The 25,835-nt window shown below is 60.8% G+C and carries 23 protein-coding genes; 10 read left to right on the top strand and 13 right to left on the bottom strand.

Annotated elements, in window-relative coordinates:
* Position 1: 1 nt before the first annotated feature.
* Positions 2-1,231, bottom strand: a complete 1,230-nt coding sequence (locus ACH2DG_RS10460; protein WP_395025963.1) for a diguanylate cyclase domain-containing protein — start codon at positions 1,229-1,231, stop codon at positions 2-4.
* Positions 1,228-1,713, bottom strand: coding sequence for a YfiR family protein (locus tag ACH2DG_RS10455; RefSeq protein ID WP_395025961.1), 486 nt, complete (start codon positions 1,711-1,713; stop codon positions 1,228-1,230). Before ACH2DG_RS10455 ends, ACH2DG_RS10460 begins: the two co-directional genes overlap by 4 nt.
* Before the next feature lie 328 nt (positions 1,714-2,041).
* On the opposite strand from ACH2DG_RS10455, the gene selD reads away from it, so the two are divergent.
* The gene (gene selD, locus ACH2DG_RS10450; RefSeq protein WP_395025959.1) at positions 2,042-3,100 is read left to right on the top strand and encodes a selenide, water dikinase SelD; all 1,059 of its coding nucleotides are present in this window, start codon (positions 2,042-2,044) and stop codon (positions 3,098-3,100) included.
* Between the two features lie 218 nt (positions 3,101-3,318).
* Here the strand turns inward: selD and ffh are convergent, their stop codons facing one another.
* A complete protein-coding gene (gene ffh / locus ACH2DG_RS10445; RefSeq protein ID WP_395025957.1) occupies positions 3,319-4,710 on the bottom strand; it encodes a signal recognition particle protein in 1,392 nt (463 codons plus the stop codon).
* A gap of 208 nt (positions 4,711-4,918) precedes the next feature.
* On the opposite strand from ffh, the gene ACH2DG_RS10440 reads away from it, so the two are divergent.
* The 8 genes from ACH2DG_RS10440 (at position 4,919) to ACH2DG_RS10405 (ending at position 15,336) form a co-directional block, all read left to right on the top strand.
* On the top strand, positions 4,919-5,725 hold the full coding sequence (locus tag ACH2DG_RS10440) for an inner membrane protein YpjD (RefSeq protein WP_395025956.1): 807 nt from the start codon (positions 4,919-4,921) through the stop codon (positions 5,723-5,725).
* A gap of 6 nt (positions 5,726-5,731) precedes the next feature.
* The gene (locus ACH2DG_RS10435) at positions 5,732-5,968 is read left to right on the top strand and encodes a PP0621 family protein (protein ID WP_395025955.1); all 237 of its coding nucleotides are present in this window, start codon (positions 5,732-5,734) and stop codon (positions 5,966-5,968) included.
* On the top strand, positions 5,965-7,629 hold the full coding sequence (locus ACH2DG_RS10430; RefSeq protein WP_395025954.1) for an ATP-binding protein: 1,665 nt from the start codon (positions 5,965-5,967) through the stop codon (positions 7,627-7,629). The genes ACH2DG_RS10435 and ACH2DG_RS10430 overlap by 4 nt, the downstream gene beginning before the upstream one ends.
* A gap of 26 nt (positions 7,630-7,655) precedes the next feature.
* Positions 7,656-9,191 (top strand): sigma-54-dependent transcriptional regulator, encoded by a 1,536-nt coding sequence (locus ACH2DG_RS10425; RefSeq protein ID WP_395025953.1) that lies wholly within the window; start codon positions 7,656-7,658, stop codon positions 9,189-9,191.
* A 56-nt stretch (positions 9,192-9,247) separates the two neighbouring features.
* Entirely contained in the window at positions 9,248-9,787 is a 540-nt protein-coding gene (gene ampD / locus ACH2DG_RS10420) for a 1,6-anhydro-N-acetylmuramyl-L-alanine amidase AmpD (RefSeq protein ID WP_395025983.1), read from the top strand.
* A gap of 446 nt (positions 9,788-10,233) precedes the next feature.
* A complete protein-coding gene (locus ACH2DG_RS10415) occupies positions 10,234-13,140 on the top strand; it encodes a ribonucleoside-diphosphate reductase subunit alpha (RefSeq protein ID WP_395025952.1) in 2,907 nt (968 codons plus the stop codon).
* 80 nt (positions 13,141-13,220) lie between these two features.
* Positions 13,221-14,312, top strand: a complete 1,092-nt coding sequence (locus tag ACH2DG_RS10410) for a ribonucleotide-diphosphate reductase subunit beta (protein ID WP_395025950.1) — start codon at positions 13,221-13,223, stop codon at positions 14,310-14,312.
* Between the two features lie 193 nt (positions 14,313-14,505).
* On the top strand, positions 14,506-15,336 hold the full coding sequence (locus ACH2DG_RS10405; RefSeq protein ID WP_395025949.1) for a hypothetical protein: 831 nt from the start codon (positions 14,506-14,508) through the stop codon (positions 15,334-15,336).
* Between the two features lie 232 nt (positions 15,337-15,568).
* Here the strand turns inward: ACH2DG_RS10405 and ACH2DG_RS10400 are convergent, their stop codons facing one another.
* The 8 genes from ACH2DG_RS10400 to ACH2DG_RS10365 form a co-directional block, all read right to left on the bottom strand.
* A complete protein-coding gene (locus ACH2DG_RS10400; protein ID WP_395025947.1) occupies positions 15,569-16,471 on the bottom strand; it encodes a carbohydrate kinase family protein in 903 nt (300 codons plus the stop codon).
* Positions 16,472-16,549: 78 nt separating this feature from the next.
* Positions 16,550-18,130: a DUF3426 domain-containing protein gene (locus ACH2DG_RS10395; protein WP_395025945.1), complete on the bottom strand. Its 1,581-nt coding sequence runs from the start codon at positions 18,128-18,130 to the stop codon at positions 16,550-16,552.
* Between the two features lie 25 nt (positions 18,131-18,155).
* Positions 18,156-19,079 carry a 50S ribosomal protein L11 methyltransferase gene (gene prmA, locus ACH2DG_RS10390; RefSeq protein ID WP_395025944.1) on the bottom strand — a complete coding sequence of 308 codons (924 nt, stop codon included), beginning with the start codon at positions 19,077-19,079 and terminating at the stop codon, positions 18,156-18,158.
* A 152-nt stretch (positions 19,080-19,231) separates the two neighbouring features.
* A complete protein-coding gene (gene accC / locus ACH2DG_RS10385; protein ID WP_224151294.1) occupies positions 19,232-20,587 on the bottom strand; it encodes an acetyl-CoA carboxylase biotin carboxylase subunit in 1,356 nt (451 codons plus the stop codon).
* Positions 20,588-20,595: 8 nt separating this feature from the next.
* On the bottom strand, positions 20,596-21,054 hold the full coding sequence (gene accB, locus ACH2DG_RS10380; RefSeq protein ID WP_395025942.1) for an acetyl-CoA carboxylase biotin carboxyl carrier protein: 459 nt from the start codon (positions 21,052-21,054) through the stop codon (positions 20,596-20,598).
* Between the two features lie 119 nt (positions 21,055-21,173).
* Positions 21,174-21,737 carry a TlpA disulfide reductase family protein gene (locus ACH2DG_RS10375; RefSeq protein WP_395025940.1) on the bottom strand — a complete coding sequence of 188 codons (564 nt, stop codon included), beginning with the start codon at positions 21,735-21,737 and terminating at the stop codon, positions 21,174-21,176.
* Between the two features lie 9 nt (positions 21,738-21,746).
* Positions 21,747-22,352, bottom strand: a complete 606-nt coding sequence (locus tag ACH2DG_RS10370; RefSeq protein WP_395025939.1) for a hypothetical protein — start codon at positions 22,350-22,352, stop codon at positions 21,747-21,749.
* Complete coding sequence (locus ACH2DG_RS10365; protein WP_395025938.1) at positions 22,345-22,467, bottom strand: hypothetical protein; 123 nt, start codon at positions 22,465-22,467, stop codon at positions 22,345-22,347. Before ACH2DG_RS10365 ends, ACH2DG_RS10370 begins: the two co-directional genes overlap by 8 nt.
* Here ACH2DG_RS10365 and mpl point away from each other — a divergent pair.
* Positions 22,466-23,869 carry a UDP-N-acetylmuramate:L-alanyl-gamma-D-glutamyl-meso-diaminopimelate ligase gene (gene mpl, locus ACH2DG_RS10360; protein WP_395025937.1) on the top strand — a complete coding sequence of 468 codons (1,404 nt, stop codon included), beginning with the start codon at positions 22,466-22,468 and terminating at the stop codon, positions 23,867-23,869. The genes ACH2DG_RS10365 and mpl overlap by 2 nt on opposite strands.
* Before the next feature lie 108 nt (positions 23,870-23,977).
* Here mpl and ACH2DG_RS10355 read toward each other — a convergent pair whose 3' ends face one another.
* Together ACH2DG_RS10355 and ACH2DG_RS10350 are read right to left on the bottom strand one after the other, a co-directional pair.
* Positions 23,978-24,289 (bottom strand): hypothetical protein, encoded by a 312-nt coding sequence (locus ACH2DG_RS10355; RefSeq protein WP_395025936.1) that lies wholly within the window; start codon positions 24,287-24,289, stop codon positions 23,978-23,980.
* Positions 24,290-24,408: 119 nt separating this feature from the next.
* Positions 24,409-25,563 carry a 3-deoxy-7-phosphoheptulonate synthase gene (locus ACH2DG_RS10350; RefSeq protein ID WP_395025934.1) on the bottom strand — a complete coding sequence of 385 codons (1,155 nt, stop codon included), beginning with the start codon at positions 25,561-25,563 and terminating at the stop codon, positions 24,409-24,411.
* Positions 25,564-25,835: the final 272 nt, after the last annotated feature.

The following is a 25,835-nucleotide window of genomic DNA, read 5'->3' as shown; positions in this document are numbered from 1 at the left end:
TTTACTCCTTGTTCGCAGCACTTCCGGCATGGCGTACCATCTTGGCTTCGTACATGGCCTGGTCTGCGTGGTCCATCAATTCCTCCATATCCTGCCCATGCTGCGGGAAGACTGCAATACCAACGCTCACAGAGGGCCTGAGTGTTACACCACTACTGGTCACCACGGGGCACTGCATCGCCTCCTGGATCTTGTGCTCCACCACCTGGGCATCCGCCATGCCGCCTACGGGGTAGAGCAGGATGGCAAATTCATCGCCGCCCAGCCTGGCAACCAGGTCTGCCTCGCGCACCACGGAATGAAGGCGGAGCCCCACCGCCCTGAGCAGCGCGTCTCCGGCCGCGTGGCCGTGAATATCATTGACCTGCTTGAAGTGGTCATTATCGATAAAAAGTACGGCGAGCTTGCGTCCCATGGCCTCCGCATCCAGCAGCGCCTGCTGAAGGCGCTGCTCGAAATGCGAGCGATTGGCCAGCCCCGTCAGGCCGTCGCGCGATGCCTGCAACTCCAATTGCGAATTCTGCTGCCGCAGCCGCTCCTGGCGCATTTGCAACTCGGACAGCAGCGCATTGAAGTCATCGCCCAGTTCATGCAGCTCCGCAATCCGGGCGGGAGGCACGCGTTGCCCCATGGATCGATCATGCCGCACTGCGCGAGCCACCCTGGCCAGCTGCTGCAACGGCTCGGCAATATCGGCCAGCATGCGGCGTGACTGGCGCATGCCGATAAATCCGCTGACCCCCACGCACAGCAACAGCACCGCCAGGCCGGAGCTGAGAAATCGAATGAACCCTGCGCCGTCGCTGTAGAGCACCACACGCCCGATCTGTCTGCCATCCTGGCTCACCGGCGCTTCGGCAGGGCGCATTCCCATGACCGCCGCCAGCAACTCACCAGTGCCACCCGAGCTGGTTTTGGCAGAACTCCACCGCACAAATACCTGCCCCTGGGCGTCAAACACCTGGCCGCGGGCCACATCCTCGTTTCGCAGCAATTGGTCCAGCACCCTGCTGGCCTCACCATGGTCGTTGAACACCAGCGACGCTTCGACCGTATAGGCCAGAGACCGGGCCATCAATTGCAGGTTGTTGAGCAGGTAGAAACGCAGCACCACCACCCCCACCACAAGCAGCAGCACGCCTGCCAGCGAGATGGCCATGGCGGCCATGCGCAAATGGGCCCGCCGGATCACTGCATGCAAGGATGCCTGGCTGTCCATGAAAAGGCTCATGGCGCCGCCTTGGACCGTGCCAGTTGCAGTATCTTGGGGCTGATGCGCAGGCCGCTGCGGGCAATCGAGTCCAGATTGACTTCAAAGCCCGGGCCTTCGCCTTGGCGGCTGAGGCAGAACATGGCCCCGATGCGGCATAGCGCACTGCGTTCACTGATCGTCAACAGGGGGCGGCCGCTTTCCTGCTGCATCAGCTTGCGCCACTGCTGCTCGCCCATGTCCCCCACATAGAGTCCGTCGCATTCGGAGGCTTTCAGCTGTGCGGGATCCACCTGTCTGACACTGAGACGCCGGCCAGCAACCACCAGCCCGGAGCTTTGCAGCAACCCTGCACCATATTCCGTGGTGCCCACTGCGCACAGCCGCAACTCTTCGCTTTCATGGGGCCAACGCGTATAGCCCAGTATGCCGATCACGGTGCGCGTTACCGCCTGCACATTGGCTTCAGCAGATACCTCTGCATCTGTGGCTTCTGACGCCAACGCCGGCCAGCTCAAACAGGCCGCAAAGAGCCACGCCCAGCCGCTGAAGCGGCGGAGCCATGCTCGATTACCTCGACTTGGCCTCCAATATGACAACAACAGCTCCATGACTTCAGTGACAACTGCGTGGAGACACATTGCGCCATGCATCTCCCCCCGTCAATCCCCTGGCATTCTTCCATATCTTTACAATTAGCAATGTAAAACTTGCTGTACTGCCAATCCCTTGTTCACGGCTGGTTGCAATTGCTCCCCGTCCAGGCGCAGGGAATGCGCAAGCTGCCGATAATAGGGACTGATCTTCCTGCCCGCCAGACTCCCTCCGACCATGACTACCGACCTCACCCAGACCCCTCGACTCACTTCCTTGTCCCATGGCGGCGGCTGTGGCTGCAAGATTGCCCCGGGCGTGCTGGCTGACCTGATGAGCCGCAGCGCACTGCCCAAGCAGTTCTACGCCCAATTGCTGGTGGGCACCGAGACGGCGGACGATGCGGCCGTCTATCAGATCAACGACAAGCAGGCCATTGTTGCGACGACGGATTTCTTCATGCCGATCGTTGACGACCCGTTTGATTTCGGCCGGATTGCCGCCACCAATGCGCTGTCCGACATCTACGCCATGGGCGGCACGCCGGTGATGGCGCTGGCCATTGTCGGCATGCCCATCAATGTGCTGCCGCATGATGTGATCGCCAAGATTTTGGAAGGCGGTGAATCGGTCTGCCGTGATGCCGGAATTCCCCTGGCTGGTGGCCATTCCATTGACTCGGTGGAACCCATCTACGGCCTGGTCGGCATCGGCGTGGTCAACCCCAAGCACCTCAAACGCAACAGCGATGCGCAATCGGGTGACGTATTGATTCTGGGTAAACCACTAGGGGTCGGCATCCAGTCTGCAGCGCTGAAAAAGGGCCTGCTGGACAATGCAGGCTACGCAGCCATGGTGCACACCACCACCCAGCTCAACCGCCCCGGAACCGTGCTGGCACAGATCGAAGGAGTGCATGCACTCACCGATGTCACCGGCTTTGGCCTGCTGGGCCACACGCTGGAGCTGGCGCGCGGCGCCGGATTGACGGCCAGCATCGACAGCGACCTGGTGCCCTTGCTGCCCGGCGTGCGCGAACTGGCCGAACAAGGCATTGCGACAGGGGCCTCAGGCCGCAACTGGGCGTCCTACGGTACAGAGGTGGAGCTGGGCGAAAACGTGTCCGACGCCATGCGCAGCCTGCTGACGGATCCGCAAACCTCAGGCGGCCTGCTGGTGTCGTGCCAGCCCGGTGCCATCCAGCAGGTGCTGGAAACCTTCAAGGGCCATGGATTCTCCGATGCGAGCGTCATTGGTCGCATGCTGCCTGGAGACGCCAAGGTGACGGTGAAATAGGCGCATTCCCGACCGCACCAGATGCGTCTGGCTCTGCCATGGCTGGCTGTCAAAGTGGCCGCTGCCAGAAGCCTAATTTCTTGATATTTCTATATAAATATTAAAAATAGCCGTCATCGACTGTCTGGACAGCCCTTTTCCTCGATGACGAAAAGCAAAAACGCCTGCGGTGAACTGCAGGCGTTTTTGCTTTTGGGGAGGCGCTTTGGCGCTTTCCTTCAGAACGGCAGCTTGGGCATGCCTCCGCCGCCCATTATGCCTTTCATTCCCTTCATGCCGCCCATTTTCTTCATCATCTTCATCAGGCCGCCGCCCTTCATCTTCTTCATCATCTGCTGCATCTGGCCGAACTCGTTCAACAGGCGATTGACCTCCTGCACCTGCACGCCAGCACCTGCGGCAATGCGCTTCTTGCGAGTGGCCTTGATCTGTTCAGGCTTGGCCCGTTCATACGGCGTCATCGAGCAGATGATGCCTTCCTTGCGGCGGATTTCGCGCTCCGCCTTGTCCATGTCCACCTGACCGGCCTTGCCCGCCAACTCGGTCGGCAGCTTGTCCATCAGCGTGGAGAGGCCGCCCATCTGCTTCATCTGCTGCAGCTGGCCCAGAAAATCGTTCAGATCAAAGCCGTCGCCGGATTTGATCTTTTCGGCCATCTTCTGCGCGGCTTCCATGTCCACGCCCTTGGTGACCTGCTCGACCAGGGCCACGATATCGCCCATGCCCAGCACGCGCTGCGCATGGCGCTCGGCATCGAACACCTCCAGGCCATCGATCTTTTCGGAGACACCGGCAAACTTGATGGGCGCACCCGTGATCTGGCGTACCGACAACGCAGCACCGCCGCGCGAATCGCCATCGAGCTTGGTCAGGACGATACCGGTCAGCGGCAGCGCTTCCTTGAATGCCTTGGCGGTGTTGATGGCATCCTGGCCCTGCATGGCATCGACGACGAACAAGGTCTCGACAGGCTTGAGCGCCCCGTGCAATTGCTGGATTTCCTGCATCAACACTTCGTCGATGGCGAGGCGCCCGGCCGTATCGACCAGCAACACGTCGAAATAGTGCTTCCTGGCGTAGTCCAGCGCAGCATTGGCGATATCCAGCGGCTTCTGGTCAGGCGTACTGGGAAACCATTCAGCACCGGCCTGCTTGGTGACCGTTTTGAGCTGCTCGATGGCTGCCGGGCGGTAGACGTCGCCCGACACCGTCAGCACCTTCTTCTTGCGCCGCTCAATCAGGTGCTTGGCCAGCTTGGCAGTGGTGGTGGTCTTGCCCGCGCCCTGCAGGCCAGCCATCAGGATGACGGCGGGTGGCTGGGCGTTGAGGTTGATGTCCGCCACGCCCTCGCCCATGGTGACGGCAAGTTCCTTGTTGACAATCGAGACCAGGGTCTGACCGGGCTTGAGGCTGCCAAGCACCTCCTGGCCCAGGGCCTTTTCCTTGACGCGGGCAATGAAATCGCGCACCACGGGCAAGGCAACGTCTGCCTCCAGCAAAGCCATGCGCACTTCGCGCAACATGTCCTGCACGTTCGATTCGGTAATACGGGCCTGTCCGCGCATCTCCTTGACGAGGCGCGACAGTTTATCGGTCAATGCGGAAGCCATGGGCAGTGATAGGTAGTTGGAGTGGCAGGCGGCGCTACAGCGCCAGGCCGCGATGCGGCTTGCTGCAGGCAAAAGACCATTTTAACCCTTACCCATCTGCCTGCCCGCAGCCCGTGATCCTACGGGTCTGCGCGCCGCCTGCAGGCTGCCACATGAAAGGACCCTCCAAGTAAAGCAGCATGCTGCTGACGGCAGCTATCATAGGCACATGCCCTTTTCTTCTTCCACAGTGGCCGGAGCCGGTCTTGTCGGCTGGATACTGGCCCTGGCTGCGGCGCTTGCCTATGCCCTGCCGGCGCTTGCCACCCAACGCCTGCAGGAGCGCGGCGCCAAGCGCTCGCTCCTCGTCGCCTGGGCCTTGCATGCCGCCAGCCTGGTGTGGGGCCTGGCCGGGCATGAGCCTCGGTTCGGATTTGCGCCGGCCTTGTCCGTCACGGCCTGGCTGGTGCTGACCGTGTATGTGGTCGAGCAGCAGCTGTACCCGCAATTGCGCTCGCGCTGGCCCCTGGCAGCGCTGGGCAGCCTGGCAGTGCTGCTGGCTGTGATCTTTCCCGGCACCCCATTGCATGTGGATGCATCTCCCTGGTTGCCTTTGCATCTGGCACTCGGCATTGCATCCTATGGTCTGTTCGCTGCCGCGGTCGTACATGCGGCGCTGATGACGCGCGCAGAACGCCAGATGCGCCAGCATGGCGACCACGACGGTGGCTTGCCGCTGCTGACGCTCGAGCGGCTGACATTCCGCTTTGTAGGTGCCGGGTTCGCTCTGCTCACCGCCACCCTGGCGGCCGGCTGGTTCTTTGGCGAGGCGCTGTACGGCAAAGCCTGGATATGGAATCACAAGTCGGTCTTCAGCGTGTTGTCCTGGCTGACTTTTGCCATACTGCTGTTTGGCCGCAGGCGCTTTGGCTGGCGAGGGAGGCAGGCGGTGAACATCCTCTACGCAGGTGCCCTGCTGCTGCTGCTGGCCTATGTGGGCTCGCGCTTTGTGCTGGAAGTGATCTTGGAGCGCTGAGCAACCATGAAGTATTTGCTGGTTCTACTGGTGGTGGCGATCGCCTGGCACATCTGGCGCGGCAAACGCGTGCAAAACGCACGGCCTGCGCCTAAAAAGACGCTGGCGCAACCCGAGCCCATGGTGCATTGCGCCCACTGCGGCGTGCATTTCCCGCAATCGGATGCCATCAGCCACCGCGGCAAGCAGTACTGCTCGCAAGCGCACCTGGCCGCCGCAAGCAATACGACGCCGTTGCCATGACCCCTGCTGCAACGCCGCTGGACACACCCTTTCGGCGCCTATGGCGGGTGTACCTGGCTGCCCGTGTGGTGGTGGCCGTGCTGCTGGCCATCGGCTCTGTTTTGCTGGCCCCTGCTCACGCGCGGCAATTGCTCCCTCAATTGGCCATACTGGCCATCTATGGCGCGCTTGCCATTCTGTATGCCGTCATCAGCCAGCAGCCACCGCCTCAACGCAAGGTCTATGCCTGGCTGCCGACCATCGGGCTCGATCTGTTGTTGATATCACTGCTGGAAGTGACCAAGACCGGCAGTTACACCCTTACACCGCTGTTCGGACTGACCGTTTTGTTTGCCGGCACGCTGGGCGGCTGGCTGGTGGTTCTGGGCACCTGTGCCTACATCACGATTTTCTTGCTGATGGAGACCATCACGGCAACAGCGTCGGTGCTGGATCTCGAAGTTACGCAGAACACTGTGCAAGCGGGCCTGGCGGGTGCGGCCTACTTCCTGGTGGGCATCCTGGTCCGGCTGCTGGCGGCACGTGTGGAGCGCGAGACACTGCAGGGCCTGCGTGCCGCAGCTGCAGCCAACCAGCAGGAGCAGGTCAATGCACTGATCCTGCAGAACCTGCCGGACGGCGTTCTGGTGGTGGACCAGCAGCTTCAGGTCCACAGCGCCAACCCTGCAGCCATGGCACTGCTGCAGCAGCTCACCACCCCAGTGCAATTGCAGCTGCTGGGGCAACTACCGGCCTGGCAAGGCGTGGTGCACCAGATCAACGAAACTTTTCGCAATGGCGAAGCCATCTCCAGCGATCAGGCCTTGATAGCGCCAGGCTCCGCGCCCGTCGGCCTGCACGTCCGAACCTGGCTGACCCACCCGCTGCCGGGATTGGGCACCATCGACAGCGCGGACAATGACCCGCTGTGCCTCGTCTTCCTGCATGACCTGCGTGAAATGGAAGCGCGCCTGCGCACCGAAAAACTGGCTGCCATGGGACGCATGTCGGCGGCCGTGGCACACGAAATCCGCAACCCGCTCGCAGCCATCACCCAGGCCAATGCGTTGTTGGACGAAGACCTGACCGATCCCAACCTCAAGCGCCTCACCTACATGGTCGAGCAGAACGCCCAACGCCTTGGAAGGATTGCGGAAGACATTCTGGACATCGCTCGGGTACATAACCAGATACAGCCTGGAGAAGGCGAAGCCGTACTGCTGGATGACACGGTCCACGAAATCTGCAGTGACTGGATGGCGCTCGCGCCAGCCGCGCACCAGGTGGCGCTGTCCCTCCATGCCGAGGGCAGTCTGGTGGCATTTGATACAGGGCATCTGCGCCAACTGCTGTACAACCTGCTCAACAATGCGCAACGCTATCGCAGCGACCATGCCGATGCTTTGCAGGTAACCACCTCCAGCACTCTGGCCGGCACGGCCACCATGGCGGTGTGGAGCGACGGCCAGCCCATCGAGCCGACCATCGAGAAGCACTTGTTCGAGCCTTTTTTCTCGTCGGAGAGCCGCTCGAGCGGACTTGGGCTATACATCTGCCGGGAGCTGTGCACCCGGCACGGCGCTATGATCCGCTATGAAAGACAAAGCGCCCCTCACTCGGAGATACGCGATGGGAATGCTTTCATCGTGCAGTTCCGCAGGGCTGCCAACTCCGTTGCATAACCATCTCTTGAGCGCCTGCTGCCGATATGAGTTTTGAAAATACCTCCGTTCTGGTTGTGGATGATGAGCCCGACCTGCGCACACTGTATGAACTGACGCTCCTGCGTGAGGGCTACCGCGTGCATACGGCTGGCTCGGTGCAGGAAGCGCAGTCCCAATTGCAGCAGCAGCGGTTCGACATCCTGATCACCGACATGCGACTGCCCGATGGCCTGGGCATGGAACTACTGCAGACGCTGCGCAGCCAGGGGCGCAGCGAGCGCGCCATCGTCATCACCGCCTATGGCTCGGCCGAAAATGCCATCGCCGCCTTGCGGGAAGGCGCCTTCGACTACCTGACCAAACCGGTCGATCTCAAGCAGTTCCGTCAGGTTGTCGCATCCGCGCGCCAGGGCCTGCCCAGTCCTTCGCCCGTGCAACAGGCACCGGCAGGCGACAGCAGTGCCAGACCCACAGCAGTGGCAACAGCTGCTCCGGCCAAGGAACTGGTGGGCCAGTCACCAGCCATGCAGCAGGTGCGCGAGCGCATCGCCAAGGTGGCCAGCAGCATGGCGCCTATTCTGGTGCGTGGCGAATCAGGTACCGGAAAGGAACTGGTCGCTCAGGCCCTGCACTCCCACAGCCAGCGCGCTGCAGGCCCGATGGTGGCAGTCAACTGCGGCGCCATCCCTGAGGCGCTGCTGGAAGCCGAATTCTTTGGCGCCAAAAAAGGCTCCTACACCGGGGCAGCCCAGGACCGGGAGGGGTTTTTTCAGGCGGCGCATGGCGGCACCCTGTTTCTCGACGAGATCGGCGAACTGCCGCTGGCCATGCAGGCCAAACTGCTGCGGGCGATTCAGGAGCGCAAAATCCGCCCGCTGGGTGGTCAGCAGGAAGAGGCTGTCGATGTCCGCATCGTCAGCGCCACGCACCGTGACCTGGCGGCCGATGTGGCGCAAGGGCGCTTTCGCCAGGACTTGTACTACCGTCTCAATGTCATCGAGATCGTGATTCCGCCTCTGCGCGAGCGGCGCGAGGACCTGCCTCAGCTGTGCACCGTGTTGCTGCAGCGCATTGCGCAAGAGCACGGCCAGCCCGCCTACCAGCTGACGGAAGAGGCCTTGGCCACCATAGCGGCCTACCCACTGGCAGGCAATGTGCGCGAGCTGGAGAACCTGTTGCTGCGCTCGGTCGCATTGAGCGATGGATCGCTGCTGAAAGTAGACCAGCCGGCAAAAGCCTGGCAGCCGGACCCGGCCAATGCCCCTCCGTCACCGGCTGTGCCAGCAGCATTCCAGCGGCCAGAGCCCTCCGCAGCACCAGCCACCCTGCCTTTGGCCGTCGGCGCTGCAACTGCACCGCCCATCCCTGGTAATACCTACCCTTGCGACCAGGATCTGCCCCAGGATCTGCAAACCTGGATGGACGAGCTGGAACGCGACATTCTGGTGCGGGCATTGCGCGAATTCGGCTTCAACCGCACAGCGGCGGCAGCGCGCCTGGGCATCAGCCTGCGGCAAATCCGTTACCGGATGGAGCGGCTGCACATTGCAGATACGCATGACGGAGTTCCTCACCAGTGACGCCCCCCCAACGCGCACCGCAATTGCCAGCAGCCTGGGATGCCGGATGGCTGCAAATGGCCACCCACTGTCCGTCACCCAATTTCGGCCCCCGGCCTGCAGCCACGGACATCGACCTGCTGGTGCTGCACTCGATCAGCCTGCCCCCCGGCACCTATGGCACCGGAGACGTACAGCGCTTTTTTATGAACCAGCTGGACTGGGACGCACATCCTTATTTTCAAGGCATACGCGGGCTGAGGGTGTCTTCGCACTTCTTTATCACCCGAGTTGGCACCGTCTGGCAGTTTGTAAGCTGCAATGACCGCGCCTGGCACGCCGGAGCATCCAGTTGGCAAGGCCGTGAGCGATGCAACGACTACTCCGTCGGAATCGAGCTGGAGGGGCTGGAGGGCCAGCCTTTCGAGGCCGCGCAATATGCGGCACTGGCCCAGGTCTGCCAGCATGTCGAAGATGAATACCCGATCCGCCAGATTGCAGGGCATGAACATGTGGCCCCGGGACGCAAGCAGGATCCGGGCAGCGGTTTCGTCTGGCCCGAGTTGCAGCAGATGCTGAACTGGCCCCGGGCCATGTTTCCGCCAGGTACCGTCTAACGACGCTCCTTCTGCATTTTCAAAGCCCTCAGCGGCGCCCGCCCCCAACAGGAACGCGTGCATAACTGCATGCTTGGCATGGACGCCACACGCCATCTGTCGCGGCCACCCGCGGCCAACATTTTTTTCAATCGCATGCAGGCCATGCATTGCTCCATGTGAGACCCGCTTTTCCCTGCAAGCACGCACCAACGCTGCATTCGCACATCGAAAACATGCATCGGCGCGCATTGCCGCGCATGCTGCAATGCAACGCAGACAGCTTTATCACAATTTGTCACGACTCATTTCCATATATTGCGAAGTACACTATAGGTAGTGTTCAGCAGGCTACCAGACACTATATGTAGTGTCCCGAGCATTCTCAGCCCCTTCCTGCGGGTTCCTGCTGACGTCGCTTTTTCCGATTTTCTACCGGTTTTTTCAAGAGTTTCAGAGAGGACAACATGAACGCCGACTCGCTTTCCGCCGAACTGACACAACAGGACTCCAGCAAGCGCACGATTGACGGTTTCACCGTTCTTCCCGACTACCAGATCATTCGCCGAAATGGCGCCGTCGTTCCGTTCGAGCCGCCAAAGATCACCACTGCCATGATGAAAGCCTTTTTGGCGGTCCATGGCACCCAGGGCTCCGCATCAGCCAGCGTGCGCGAAGTGGTGGAGAACCTCACCCATACCGTGGTTCGCGCTCTGATGCGCTCACGCCCTGGCGGCGGAACCTTCCATATTGAGGATGTGCAGGACCAGGTGGAACTGGGCCTGATGCGCAGCGGCAACCATGAAGTGGCACGCGCCTATGTGCTGTACCGCGAGCGCCGCAACCAGGAGCGCGCGCAGTTGCACGCCGAGCACGCCCCCGCCCAGCCGGAGCTGCATGTGCAGGACAAGGGCCAGCGCGTGGTGCTGGACGTGAAAAAGCTGCACGACCGCATCACCGCTGCCTGCCAGGGCCTGGGCCAGGATGTGGACCCTGCGCCAGTGCTCAGCGAAACCCTGCGCAATCTGTACGATGGCATGAACATGGACGAGGTTTTCAAGGCCTCCATCCTGGCAGCCCGCACCCTGATCGAAAAAGAGCCTGACTACACCTTCGTGACCGCACGGTTGCTGCTGCACACCATCACGCGCGAAATTCTGGGCCAGGATGTGGCCGCCTCCGACATGGGCGCAGCCTATGCCGCCTACTTCCCTGGCTACATCGCCAAGGGCGTGGAGCACGACCTGCTCAACCCCGACATGCTGAATTTCGACCTGCCGCGCCTCGCCTCGGCTCTGAACGCCGAACGTGACCAGCAGTTCGACTACCTGGGTCTGCAGACCCTGTATGACCGCTATTTCCTGCACGTCAAAAAGCAGCGCATCGAGTTGCCCCAGGCCTTCTTCATGCGCGTGGCCATGGGTCTGGCGCTGAACGAGAAGGACCGCAATGCGCGCGCCATCGAGTTCTATGAACTGCTGTCGTCGTTCGACTTCATGTCCTCCACGCCTACGCTGTTCAACAGCGGCACGCAACGCTCGCAGCTCTCATCCTGCTACCTGACCACGGTACCCGACGACCTGGGCGGCATCTATGACGCCATCCGCGAGAACGCACTGCTGTCCAAGTTTGCCGGCGGCCTGGGCAACGATTGGACGCGTGTGCGTGCCCTGGGCGCCCGCATCAAGGGCACCAATGGCGAATCGCAGGGCGTGGTGCCGTTCCTCAAGGTGGTCAATGACACGGCCGTGGCCGTGAACCAGGGCGGCAAGCGCAAGGGCGCGGTCTGCACCTATCTGGAGACCTGGCACCTGGACATCGAAGAATTCCTGGAGCTGCGCAAAAACACCGGCGACGACCGCCGCCGCACCCATGACATGAACACGGCCAACTGGATTCCCGACCTGTTCATGAAGCGTGTGATGGAAAAGGGCAGCTGGACCCTGTTCTCGCCGTCCGATGTGCCCGATCTGCATGACCTGTTCGGCGCAGCGTTCGAGAAAGCCTACACCGCCTACGAAGCCAAGGCAGCCACCGGAGAAATTGCACTCTCCAAGACCCTGCCTGCCGTCGACCTGTGGCGCAAGATGCTGTCGATGCTGTTCGAAACCGGCCATCCCTGGATCACCTTCAAGGATGCCTGCAACGTGCGCTCTCCCCAGCAGCACGCCGGCGTCGTGCACTCCTCCAACCTGTGCACCGAGATCACACTCAATACCAGCGACACCGAAACCGCCGTCTGCAACCTGGGCTCGGTCAACCTGGCCCGCCATATCAAGGACGATGGCAACGGCGGCAAGCAGCTGGACCACGACAAGCTGAAAAAGACGGTCAATACCGCCATGCGCATGCTCGACAACGTCATCGACATCAATTACTACGCCGTGGACAAGGCGCGCGACTCGAACATGCGCCACCGCCCGGTCGGGCTTGGCATCATGGCCTTCCAGGACAGCCTGTACCAACTGCACATTCCCTATGCCAGCGATGCCGCCGTGCAATTTGCCGACGAATCGATGGAAGCCGTGTGCTACTACGCCTACTGGGCGTCGACCGAGCTGGCCAAGGAGCGCGGCGTGTACTCCAGCTACCAGGGCTCGCTCTGGAGCCAGGGCATTCTGCCGCCCGATACGCTGGACATGCTGGCCCAAACCCGCGGCAATGCAGACTATGTACAAGTGGACCGCAGCGCACGCCTGGATTGGGAAGCCCTGCGCAAAAAGATTGCCAAGGACGGCATGCGCAACTCCAACTGCGTTGCCATTGCGCCCACGGCCACCATCTCGAACATCGTCGGCGTCGACGCATCGATCGAGCCGTCCTTCGGCAACCTGTCCGTCAAATCCAATCTGTCGGGTGAATTCACCGTCATCAACCAGTACCTGGTGCGCGACCTCAAGCGCCTGGGCCTGTGGGACGAGGTGATGGTGATGGACCTGAAACACTTTGATGGATCGCTGCGCCCGATCGACCGCGTTCCGCACGAGCTCAAGGCTCTGTATGCCACGGCATTCGAAGTCGAGCCCGTCTGGCTGGTGGAAGCCGCGTCGCGCCGCCAGAAATGGATCGACCAGGCCCAGAGCCTCAATATCTATATTGCAGGCGCATCCGGCAAGAAACTGGACGACACCTACAAACTTGCCTGGGTACGTGGCCTCAAGACCACCTACTACCTGCGCACCACCAGCGCCACGCAAGTCGAAAAATCCACCGTGCAAAGTCGGGTGCTCAATGCAGTACCCAGCGCAGGCTCCGCACCTGCTGCCACGGTGAGCGCACTGGATGCCGCTGCCGCAGCGGCCCGTTCGCAGGCTCCGGCCACCGACGTCAAGTTCTGCGCGATTGACGACCCCGGCTGCGAAGCCTGCCAGTAAACCTTTAGCCATCCACGCACGCGCCGCCCCATTAATCCGTGGCCCGTGCGTCAGCCAGCAACGCAGATGGAGAGAACCGAATGCTGAGTTTTGAAGAAGAATCACAAGCCACCGCAGCCATGTCCCAGGCAGGCAACGGTACTGCCAGTACCCACAAGCGTGTCAATGCCGCCGACAAGCGCATCATCAATGCAAAGACCGACGTGAACCAGCTCGTTCCGTTCAAGTACAAATGGGCTTGGGAAAAGTACCTCGCCACCTGCGCCAACCACTGGATGCCGCAGGAAGTGAACATGACGCGCGATATCGCGCTGTGGAAGTCGCCCGATGGCCTCACGGAAGACGAGCGCCGCATCGTCAAGCGCAACCTGGGCTTCTTTGTCACCGCCGACTCGCTGGCGGCCAACAATATCGTGCTGGGTACCTACCGCCATATCACCGCGCCCGAATGCCGCCAGTTCCTGCTGCGCCAGGCATTCGAGGAAGCGATCCACACGCACGCCTACCAATACATCGTCGAGTCCCTGGGCCTGGACGAAGGCGAGATTTTCAATGCTTACAACGAAGTCAAATCCATCCGCGACAAGGACGAGTTCCTGATCCCGTTCATCGAAGCGATCATGGACCCGGACTTCCATACCGGCACGCCCGAAACCGACCAGACCCTGCTCAAGAGCCTGATCGTCTTCGCCTGCCTCATGGAGGGCCTCTTCTTCTACGTGGGCTTCACGCAGATCCTGGCACTGGGCCGGCAAAACAAGATGACCGGAGCCGCCGAGCAGTACCAGTACATCCTGCGCGATGAATCGATGCACTGCAACTTCGGCATCGACCTCATCAACCAGCTCAAGCTGGAGAACCCGCACCTGTGGACGCCTGCATTCAAGGACGAAATCAAGGCACTGTTTCTCAAGGCCGTCGATCTCGAATATGCATACGCTGAAGACACCATGCCGCGCGGTGTGCTGGGCATGAACGCCTCGATGTTCAAAGGCTACCTGCGCTACATCGCAAACCGCCGGGCAACGCAGATCGGACTGGAGGCATTGTTCCCCAACGAAGAGAATCCGTTCCCATGGATGAGCGAGATGATCGATCTGAAAAAGGAAAGAAATTTCTTCGAAACACGCGTCATCGAATACCAGTCTGGTGGTGCGTTGTCGTGGGATTGAAGAGCATTGAAAGTGCGAACCCAAGAAAAATGTGGTTTTCCTGATAGAAAACTGTGAAATTTGGCGTCTTTATTGAGGTTTGCACTATGACAGTTGCTAGCAGCTGATGCACAATTCAGTTTGCTATCAAAACTTCGTGTCGAATTCAATCAGGCATGAAGTCTGCTTTCTAAATTGACCGAAGGAGAAGAGCATGGCAACGTCCAAAGCAAGCAAGAAGTCTGCAGACACCAAGGCAACTGCTAAGAAGGCTGCAACTACCAAGGCTGCTGCCCCCAAGGCCGCAGCAAAGCCCAAGGCCGTCAAGGCCGCCGCTGCCAAGCCAGCGGCCAAGAAGACTGCAACCAAGGCAGCAGCCAAACCTGCAGCCAAGGCAGCAAGCACCAAAAAAGCGGCTGCCAAGCCCGCAGCCAAAAAGGCCGCTGCTAAGCCGGTAGCCAAGAAGGCTGCAGCACCTGCCAAGAAGGCTTCTGCAAGCAAGGCCGCCGCCAAGCCAGCAGCAAAGAAGGCTGCCACCAAGACCGTAGCCAAGAAGGCTGCAGCACCTGCCAAGAAGGCAGCGGCTCCAGCAAAGAAGGCAGCAGCCAAGCCTGCAGCGAAAAAGGCTGCAACCAAGGCCGTCGCTAAAAAGACCGTTGCCAAGCCTGCAGTGAAGAAGGCAGCACCCGCCAAGAAGGCTGTTGCTGCCAAGGCTCCTGCAAAGAAGGCCGCCGTCAAGGTGGTGGCAAAAAAGGCCGCAGTGAAGGCAGCTCCAGCCAAGAAGGCTGCCGCAGCTAAACCCGCTGCCAAGGCTGCTGCAAAGCCTGCGGCAAAGAAGGCTGCTCCTGCCAAGAAGGCAGTTGCCGCAAAGCCCGCAGCAAAAGCTGCCGCCAAGCCTGCTGCAAAGAAGGCTGCTCCTGCGAAGAAGGCTCCCGCAAAGCCTGCCCCTGCTGCAGCGCCTGCTGCTGCATCCGCAGAACCTGTGAAGACCGTGCTGAGCACCAACGCAGCCTGGCCCTTCCCAACCAGCAACCGCCCTCAATAAGAGCACGCGGCTTCTCAAAACAAAACCGGCTTGAAGCCGGTTTTGTTTTTGCTCCATCAGATATCAGCCATGTGGTGCAAGGCAGCAGAATCAGTTGCCTTGCATTTGCAGGCATGGTGTGAGCCCGATGCCCCCTCTGCAAGCTGGCGACTCCTGGGGTTGATTTGACATTGGCCGTTGCAACGCGGCATCCAATGCGGATCCAACCCCCTTCAGGAGCACCGGATCACTCTTACACCGCTGCAGGATCGAAATCGAGCGTGTAGTTCTGCGGGCCGCGCGATGCGATCTTGAGCGCACCCATGCGATTGCCCAATATCACGCAATCGTGCAACGAGCGGCCGTTTTCCAGGCCCCACAGCAGCCCGCCGCGCCAGGCATCGCCACAACCAGTGGGATCGACCACGGCCTTGGCCTGGGTGCCCGGCACATGGGTCTGCACGCCGTTTTCCCAAAGTGCGCAGCCTTCGGCTGCCAGGGTCACCATAAGCCCCTTGACCTGTTTGGAAATCTCTTCGAATGACAGTCCGGTGCGGTCGCTCAGCATCTTGCCTTCGTAGTCATTCACCGTCACCCAGGTCGCCAGGCTGATGAAGTGGCGCAGCTCCTCTCCGTTGAACATCGGCAATCCCTGACCCGGATCGAATACAAAAGGGATGCCTGCGGCATGCAGCTGCTCGGCATGCTGCAGCATGGCATCGCGCCCATCGGGCGCCACGATGCCAATGGCTGCACCGCAATCCTTGCTGATCTGGTTTTGATGCGCCAGCATCATCGCCCCGGGGTGAAAGGCAGTGATCTGGTTGTTGTCCAGGTCGGTGGTGATCATGCACTGGGCGGTGTACGTATCTTCCAGCTTCTTCACAAAGCGGGTATCGATGCCCAGGTGTTGCATGTGCGCCAGATAGCCATCGCCATCATCGCCCAGCATGGCCATGGGCAGCGGCTTGCCACCCAGCAGTTGCAGGGCGTAGGCAATATTGCCGGCGCAGCCGCCAAAGTCACGGCGCAAGGTGGGCACCAGGAACGATACGTTCAGAATGTGGATCTGCTCGGGCATGATCTGGTCGGCAAAGCGGCCATCAAAGGTCATGATGTTGTCGAACGCAAGTGAACCGCAAATCAGCGAAGCCATGTAAATCCAATCCTTTTCAATCAAACAAATAGGTAGCACACAGAGCGTGCACACAAATCGTGCGCGCAGGTGGTGTTTTCAGGGATAGAAGGCCTGCACACGGTAACCCACCACTTCCTGGCCCCGATCCGCCACCCCAAGGGCCACCACCCCCGTCCATTCACCATGGGCGGCCAACTGTGCAGGGGCCTGCAGATCTGCAGTGCTCAACACGCGGCGCAGCACCAGCTTTTCTGCGGCATCGTTCAGGCTCAGCTCCAGCGCCGGCATGGCCACAGCATGGTCTGCAGCGTTGCGCAGCACCACGGTCAGCCTGAACTGGCCAGGACCCATCGGATTGAAGCTGGTGCTGTCAATGGAGACGCTTTGCAGCTGGCGCGGCAGCGCAATCTGGCAACCCGCCGCCTGGCAGATCTTCTCCAACGCTGGACGCCATTGTGGATACAACATGGCCAGACGGTCGCGCTGCGCGATCCCTACCTGGATCAGCAACACCGCCAAGAGCAGTACCGCGCACAGGCCGGACACTGCCAGAACCCACGGCTGCCCCCAAAAGGCCCGGCGTTTGGCGTCACGGACAAAGCCCGGCTCCGCCTGTGCGTCAGCAGCAGGCATTGCCACCGCGTCCATCTCGGCCACAAAATTGGGCGGAGCCACCAAAGAGGGTTCCACCTTTGCAGACGTCACCAGACGGTCCGCCATTTCAGGGACAGCGGACAGCGGTGCCTCACCACCGTGCGCAGGACCGGTATACAGACCTGGTTCTTTCGCGTCCCTTTCAGGGGCACTCCATACTTCTTCGGCAGTATCGGGTACAACTTCCTCCTGGGGCGTTACCGATGCAGGTGGCGCATCCACTCTGGCAGGGGCAGGCGCAGGTTGCGACACTGCTCTGCCAGGGTCGATGCCAGCGTCCTGCAAGGCCACGACCTTGGTTTCCGTACGCGACCTCTGCTCTGCAATGGCCTCCATCAATCGGCTTTCACGCGCTTGCAACTCCGCCAGATCGTCCTGGGCGGAAAAGCCAACCTGGCCCTGGCGCACGGCATCGGGGCGCTGACCGGCAGGGCTCCATTCGCTCTCCAACGCGGGCGCAAGCTCGACAACCGACGATGCAACCACGGCAGCCTTGCCAGTGACTACAGCCGCAGGCGCCGCAGCAACGGCTTTTGCGGCCTCTGCCGAGCCATCGTCTTCGTACGCGGACATCCACGACGAATCGACATATCCCGATTCGCCAAAGTTACCCCGGCGTGGAAACACCAGCACGGACAGTTCAGGCGCATTGGCATGCGGGTCGACTGCCATCGAGTTGCCGGTGACCAGTACGGCCGCCTCCCGGGTTGCGACTGCATCCGCAGGACTGACTGGGGCCGTGGAGGACTGCCCTCCCGACGCGACCGATGCGGCGTGCGCAGAGGTATCCGAAGGAGGCGCAGCAGCCCCAGGCCGAGCGTAGGAGCCAGCAGCCGACGATGCGACGGGCCCGCCTGCAGTTGCCGGTGCTGCCGGTGCCGCTGGCCGCTGCACCAGATGGGTGAGTGCATCGAACACCGATTTGCATTTGCCGCAGCGCACCCAGCCATCGGAGATGCGCAATTGGTCATCCACGACCTTGAATCGTGTCTGGCATTGGGGGCAACGCGTAATCTGGCTCATCGCTGTTGATTGTAGAAGCAGAAGCTCAGGCGCTTGCAGGCGGTGTTGCACCTTCGCCATGGCGATGCGCGGTCATCAGCACCCATCCGTCTTCGGTGTCGGCCACCTCCAGTTGCAGATAGGGTGCGTAGGCTTCTTTCAATTCATCCGTCTGACGTTCCAGGATGCCTGCCAGCACCAGGTCTCCGCCTTTGGCGACATGGCCGCACAACAGTGGAGCCAGCACCTTGAGGGGCGTTGCCAGGATGTTGGCGAGCACCGTGCGGTACTCGCCCTGCGCGGCATCGGGCAGGCCTGCACGCAGCTTGACATTGTTCGCCTGCGCGTTGTACTCGGTCGATTCCACGGCAGCGGTATCGATGTCCACCGCGTCGATATCGGTCGCCCCGAACTTGGCAGCGCCAATGGCGAGGATGCCGGAGCCGCAGCCGTAGTCCAGCACTCGGCCGAAATCATGACCAGCATCTCCATGGCGGGCAATCCAGCGCAGGCACATGCGGGTGGTGGGGTGGGTACCCGTTCCGAAGGCAAGGCCAGGATCGAGGCGGATGCTGCGTGTGGCTGCCGCGGGCAACTCATGCCAGGTCGGCACGATCCAGAACTGGGGGGTGATGTCGACCGGCGCAAACTGCGACTGCGTCAGACGCACCCAGTCCTGCTGCGCCACCTCGCGCACCCCCAGCACGGCGCAGCCTTCAAAGAAATCCTGCAGCTGCAACAGTTTCTGCGCTTCGTCTGCGGCTGCGCGTTCCTGGAACAGCGCCACAATACGGCTACGCTGCCAGCCCTCCTTGGGCGGCGGCATGCCGGGCTCACCAAACAGCGCCTGCTCGGCATCGGTCTGCGCATCGGCATCTTCCACCGATACGCTGAGCGCATCGAGCGCGTCCAGCGCATCGCTCACGCTCTCCACCCGGTCTTCCGGGCACATCAGGCACAGTTCGTACATGGCAAGATTCCTTAAAGCAAAAAGCTGGCATTCCCTAAGAAATGCCAGCATGCATGACTATCGATTTCAGAGCTGCCTGTGCATACCTTATCAAGCATTCAGGTTGTTTTCAACTGCAAGTGCTTCTGGGGTGCACGCCAACAGCCATATTTTTAGCGCTTGCGCGCCGCAAGCCACTCTTCCAGGTAATGGATATTGGTGCCGCCAGCGTTGAACTTGGCGTCCACCATCAGCTCCGAATGCAGTGGAATATTGGTGGAGATGCCTTCCACCGCCGTCTCCAGCAGTGCGGTGCGCATGCGGGCAATGGCTTGTTCGCGGGTATCGCCATAGACGATCAGCTTGCCGATCATCGAGTCGTAATTGGGCGGAACAAAGTAGTTGGCATACACATGCGAATCCACGCGCACACCCGGACCACCGGGCATGTGCCAGGTGGTGACACGGCCGGGCGAAGGGATGAACTTGTAGGGGTCTTCCGCATTGATACGGCATTCGATCGCGTGACCACGCATCTGGCCGTTGATCTGGCGCTGCGTGAAGGGCAGTTTCTCGCCGGCCGCCACCATGATCTGCGTCTTGACGATATCCACGCCCGTGATCCACTCGGTGACCGGGTGCTCCACCTGCACGCGGGTGTTCATCTCGATGAAGTAGAACTCGCCGTTCTCGTACAGGAACTCGAAGGTACCCGCACCGCGGTAGCCGATCTTCTTGCAGGCGGCCACGCAGCGCTCACCAATCTTTTCGATCAGGCGGCGAGGAATGCCTGGTGCCGGCGCCTCCTCGATCACCTTCTGGTGGCGGCGCTGCATGGAGCAGTCGCGCTCGCCCAGATACACGGCATTCTTGAACTTGTCGGCCAGTATCTGGATTTCGATGTGGCGCGGGTTCTGCAGGTACTTTTCCATGTACACGGCAGGGTTGCCGAAGGCGGCACCGGCTTCTGCCTTGGTCATCTGCACGGCATTGACCAGCGCGGCCTCCGTGTGAACCACACGCATGCCACGGCCACCGCCGCCACCTGCTGCCTTGATGATGACCGGATAGCCAATCGCCTTGGCAATACGGCGAATCAATGCGGGGTCATCCGGCAGCTCCCCATCCGATCCCGGCACGCAGGGCACACCGGCCTTGATCATGGCCTGCTTGGCAGAGACCTTGTCGCCCATGATGCGGATCGACTCGGGCGTAGGACCGATGAACTGGAAGCCGCTCTTTTCCACGCGCTCGGCAAAGTCGGCGTTCTCGGACAGAAAACCATAACCGGGGTGAATCGCTTCAGCATCCGTCACTTCTGCCGCCGAGATGATGGCGGGCATGTTCAGGTAGCTTTGAGGCGAAGGCGCCGGGCCGATGCAGACCGCTTCGTCAGCCAGCTTCACGTATTTGGCATCACGGTCCGCTTCGGAGTAGACCATCACCGCCTTGATGCCCAGCTCGCGGCATGCACGCTGCACACGCAGCGCGATCTCGCCGCGGTTGGCAACCAGGATCTTTTTAAACATGCGGGGCCTTATCCAATAATGAACAGGGGCTGGCCAAACTCTACGGCTTGGCCGTTTTCACCCAGGATCTGCGTGACCGTACCGGACTTGTCGGCTTCGATCTCGTTGAGAATCTTCATGGCTTCAATGATGCACAGCGTATCGCCTTCCTTGACCTGGCTGCCGATTTCGACAAAAGCCTTGGCGCCAGGGGCGGACGAGCGATAGAACGTGCCAACCATTGGCGACTTGACCGTATGGCCCTGAGCGACGGCCGGTGCAGCGGCTGCTTCGGCAACTGGCGCAGCAGGCACGGCGGCGGCAGGGGCTGCTGCGGCTGGCAGCATGGGGGCAGCCATGATTTGCTGCACCACGGCACCACCACCCTTCACAATGCGGACCTTGCCTTCTGCTTCGGTGATTTCCAACTCCGACACATTCGACTCAGACACGAGATCGATCAGGGTTTTCAGTTTGCGTAAATCCATGGGAGCTCCAACGGCTAAAAATTCAAACAGGGCGCAAATTTACTCGAAATTCGCCCTATTCATTTCAAAATCTCTGATTTTCGAACTACGACAGCACTGTCGCACACGGCAGGCATCACCTACAGACTTGCCCAATTTTGCAAGTCAGATGCCAGAAGTTGCCCCATTTTACGATGTTGAACGCGACCGTGCTTGTCATATATCACCGAAAACGGCAGACCCCCTGCAGAATTGCCCAGCTCGCGGCTGAGGGCGGTACCCTGCATGCCGGCAATGGCAATGGGGAAAGTGAGTGGCAGGCGCTGCAGAAAACGGGCAACCGCCTCTTCCTTATCCACCGCCAGACCCAGCACTGTCCAGCCCTTGGCGCGCTGCGCCTGGTAAAACTGGTTCAGCATGGGCAGCTCTTCCACACAGGGCGGGCACCATGTTGCCCAGAAATTCAGCAGCAGCGGCTTTCCTTTGAACGCCGCCATCTCGATGGCAGGCTGCCCCGCAAGGCCTGGAAAGGTCTGGCTCCAGATGGCTTCGTTCGCCCCAGGTGCCATCTCTCCGACGCTATGGCGCCACCATGCCCAGCCCGCGCCGGCAGCGACAGCACCCGTTGCAACTGCGCCGGTCAGCCAGCGTCGGCGCGTCGGGGATGGCGGAATCGAAGGAGGGGAATCTGTCTCTGTACGCATGGCGCTCTTTCAGTCTTTTGCTGGCACAGGTTCGGCCAGCAGGCGGCGCACCGCGTCCACCGAGCCGCGAAGTATGCGGCCACTGGCGTCGGGCTTCAGGGCGCCGCGCAGGTCGTCGGCATCGTAAATCAGGTAGTGCACACCCACCGCCTCGCCCAAGGGTTTGCACAGGCTGCTGATGGACAGCGCATCCACCTGTTCGCCGTGAAAACCATTCACCGACGAGACGTCGTAGCGTACATCACGGTCAATCAACGCAATCTCGGCTGATTTGGAGTCATCACAGAAGAGCTGTATATAAATATCGGACAGCCGTGTCGCCGTGCCGTTCCAGACCGCGCCCGTCAGATGCGGGCGAAACGCCTCCATGCGCTCCATCCATAGCAGTGCCCATTCCCGCAGCGCACGCAGCTCGGCAGGCTGCGTATCGGCACAAAACAGCGTGAGGTATTCGCGCACTGCCGCTTCCAGCACATCGTTGTCAGGCAAGGCCGTGCGCGCGGGCAAGCCCAGTTGCTTGACTGCCCGTTTCTTGGCCGGGCCCCATTCCAGGCCTTCTTCCACCACCATGCGCGCGGCAGTGTTGGCAATTTCCCAGGTCACTTCACTATTCATAGCGCCCCATTGTGACGGATTTGCCGCAACGGGCGGATTTTGCTTGTTTTGCTTGCAATTGCGGCGCAGGGATTACCTCTGCCAGCAGCCGCGCAACCTTAGAATCGGTCTCCATGCACATTCATATCTTGGGTATTTGCGGCACCTTCATGGGTGGTGTGGCAGCTTTAGCGCGCGAAGCAGGCCACAAAGTCACAGGTTGCGATGCGGGCGTGTATCCGCCCATGAGCGATCAACTGCGTGCCCTGGGCATTGAACTGATCGAAGGCTACAGCCCCGACCAGATGGCGCTGAAGCCCGACATGTATGTGATCGGCAATGTGGTCAGCCGCGTGCGCCTGCCCGACGGCGCTCCCAAGTACCCGCTGATGGAAGCGATTCTGGATGCCGGCGCGCCCTACATCAGTGGCCCGCAGTGGCTGGCCGAAAACGTATTGCAAGGCCGCCATGTGCTGGCCGTGGCGGGCACGCATGGCAAGACGACCACAACCTCGATGCTGACCTGGGTTCTGGAAGCAGCCGGCCTCCAGCCCGGGTTTCTGGTGGGCGGCGTGCCACTGGATTTTGGCGTCTCCGCCCGCCTGGGCGCGGCAGAGCGCCCAGGCACGGGAGATAAGCGCCCGCTGTTCGTCATTGAGGCCGATGAGTACGACACCGCCTTTTTCGACAAGCGCAGCAAGTTTGTGCACTACCGCCCGCGCACCGCCGTGCTCAACAATCTGGAGTTCGACCACGCCGACATTTTTGACGACCTGGCGGCTATCGAGCGCCAGTTCCACCATCTGGTGCGTACGGTGCCCGCCACCGGCCGCATCGTGGCCAATGGCGTGGAAGAGAGCCTGACGCGCGTCTTGCACCAGGGGTGCTGGAGCGAGGTGGTGCGCTTTGGCGCGGCGGTGGATGACTTCCGTGCCGAAGGCGACTCGTCGGCCTTTGATGTGCTCTACAAAGATGAGCGCGTGGGCCGCGTGGAGTGGTCACTCTCAGGCATCCATAACCAGATGAACGCGCTGGCCGCCATCGCTGCAGCCCAGCATGTGGGGGTTGTGCCAAAGATGGCTGCGCAGGCGCTGTCCCGGTTCCAGAACGTCAAGCGCCGCATGGAACTGCGCGGTACGGTGCAGGGTATCGCCGTCTACGATGATTTTGCCCACCACCCTACCGCCATCCGCACTACGCTGGATGGACTGCGAAAACAAGTGGGTGCTGGCAAACGCATCCTGGCCGTATTCGAACCGCGTAGCAACACCATGAAGCTCGGGGCCATGAAGGCGCAGCTCCCCTGGTCGCTGGAATCCGCCGATCTGGCGTTCTGCCATACCGCTGGCCTGGATTGGGACGCCGCCCAGGCACTGGCCTCCATGGGCGCCCGCGCGCATACCGCGAGCAATGTCGAAGACCTTGTCGCCCAGGTGGTGCATGCAGCGCGCTCAGGCGACGTGGTGGTATGCATGAGCAATGGCGGCTTCGGCGGCATCCATGACAAGCTGCTGAAGGCCTTGGCGCAGCCACGCTGAACCACAAAAAACATAGCAGCCAGCATTCACCAGCTGGTCGCCATTGGCAGTTTTCATGAAAAAAAGCGAGACCGAGGTCTCGCTTTTTTTGCATGGCCGCTTGCCTGGTCAGAAGCTCACGGTCATGGCTTTCGTATTGACCAGCACGGTAGGCCTCCCAACGGCACCCACACTGGCCTTGGCAAACTGGGCCAGCCAGTCTGGATCACCCAGCAGCGCAGCACCAGCAGCTTGAGCCACGACAACGATCTTGTCCGCAATCAATACCTTGCCGCTGGCGCGCAGCGGCTCGCAATCCATGCGGATGAACTCCTGATCCAGCCAGCGGCGCCCCTCCTCATTGGACATGGCTTCTGAGCTGTCAAAATCGTGGAAAAACTCCGCGCCGCCATCCAGCAGCACCCGTACTTCGTTGCGCATGAAAAATCCCTGCTTGGTGATTTGAGAAGGCTGCACGCCTGCGGCAGTACAGCCCTAAGAACGTGTTTGCGATCTCTACGCAGCCGCGCTGATCGCGGACACGTCCTGAAGCCGCCAGCTTACACGGTTGCTGCGCTGGCTTCCTCGGTGTTTGCGCGCACGCGGCGTGCCTTGACGGCATTGGACAACTCCGCCAGGCTGGCCAGCGAATCGTCCCAGCCCAGGCAGGCGTCGGTGATGCTCTTGCCGTATTCCAGCGCCGCAGGGTCGTTCTTGCCCGGGGTGAATTTCTGCGCTCCGGCCTGCAGATGGCTCTCGATCATCACGCCGAACACACTGCGCGAGCCGCTTTCGATCTGCTGGGCAATATCGTGTGCAACGTCCTTTTGCTTTTCGTGCTGCTTGCTGCTGTTGGCATGGCTGCAGTCAATCATCAAGGTGGCGGGCAAGTGTGCAGCCTCCAGGTCCTTGCACGCAGCGGCAACGTGGGCGGCATCGTAGTTCGGGGTCTTGCCACCGCGCAGGATCACGTGGCAGTTGGCGTTGCCCTTGGTGTGCACGATGGCTACCTGGCCGTTCTTGTGCACCGACAGGAAATGGTGCGGGCGGCTGGCCGACTGGATGGCATCGGTCGCAATACGGATATTGCCATCGGTGCCGTTCTTGAAGCCCACGGGCGCCGAGATACCCGAAGCCAGCTCGCGGTGCACCTGGCTCTCGGTGGTGCGCGCGCCAATGGCACCCCAGCTGATCAGGTCGCCAATGTACTGGGGCGAGATCATGTCGAGGAATTCGCTGCCTGCAGGCACTCCCTGGCGATTGATTTCAATGAGCAACTGGCGTGCGATGCGCAGGCCTTCGTCAATGCGGTAGCTTTCGTCGAGGTAGGGGTCGTTGATCAGGCCCTTCCAGCCTACCGTGGTGCGGGGCTTTTCGAAGTAGACGCGCATCACGATCTCTAGCGTGTCTTCGTACTCCTTGCGCACGGCTTTGAGGCGGCGGGCATATTCCAGCGCGGCCTGCGGATCGTGGATGGAGCAAGGCCCGATGATGACCAGCAGACGGTCATCGTCGCCGGACATGATGTTGTGGATGTTCTGACGGGTATTGTTGATCAATGCTTCCACGGGCGTTCCGTGGATCGGGAAGAAGCGGATCAGATGCTCTGGAGGCGGCAGCACGGTGATGTCCTTGATACGTTGGTCGTCGGTTTGGCTGGTTTTCTCGACACCGCGATACCAAGCATCGCTTGTGGGTTGGGCTTGCTGAGTCATCTGAGGATCCTGAATGTGTGGGTGGTTTATGCAAAAAAAAACCGCCGGGCTTTGCAGCTTCGGCGGTTGTCTGGGAGGTTTGGGTGCTCGCGCGCTTATGCCTCTCGTCCGCCTGGGACCGAGAACCAAAAGTAAAAATAAAAAGCGCTACGTGCTTGCATGTTTTTCAATGTACCACATTCGCTTGCTCTCAGGGCAAGCGATTTGCTGCAAACGCACAAAAATTGCGAAAACACGTCAGACAACCAGTAATTTGCATTTTTATTTCTTGA

The organism is Comamonas odontotermitis (assembly GCF_040396735.1).
GTDB classification, from domain to species: Bacteria; Pseudomonadota; Gammaproteobacteria; order Burkholderiales; family Burkholderiaceae_C; genus Comamonas; species Comamonas odontotermitis_C.
The sequence above is the reverse complement of the archived record's forward strand: the minus strand, read 5'-3'. Positions and strand labels throughout refer to the sequence as shown.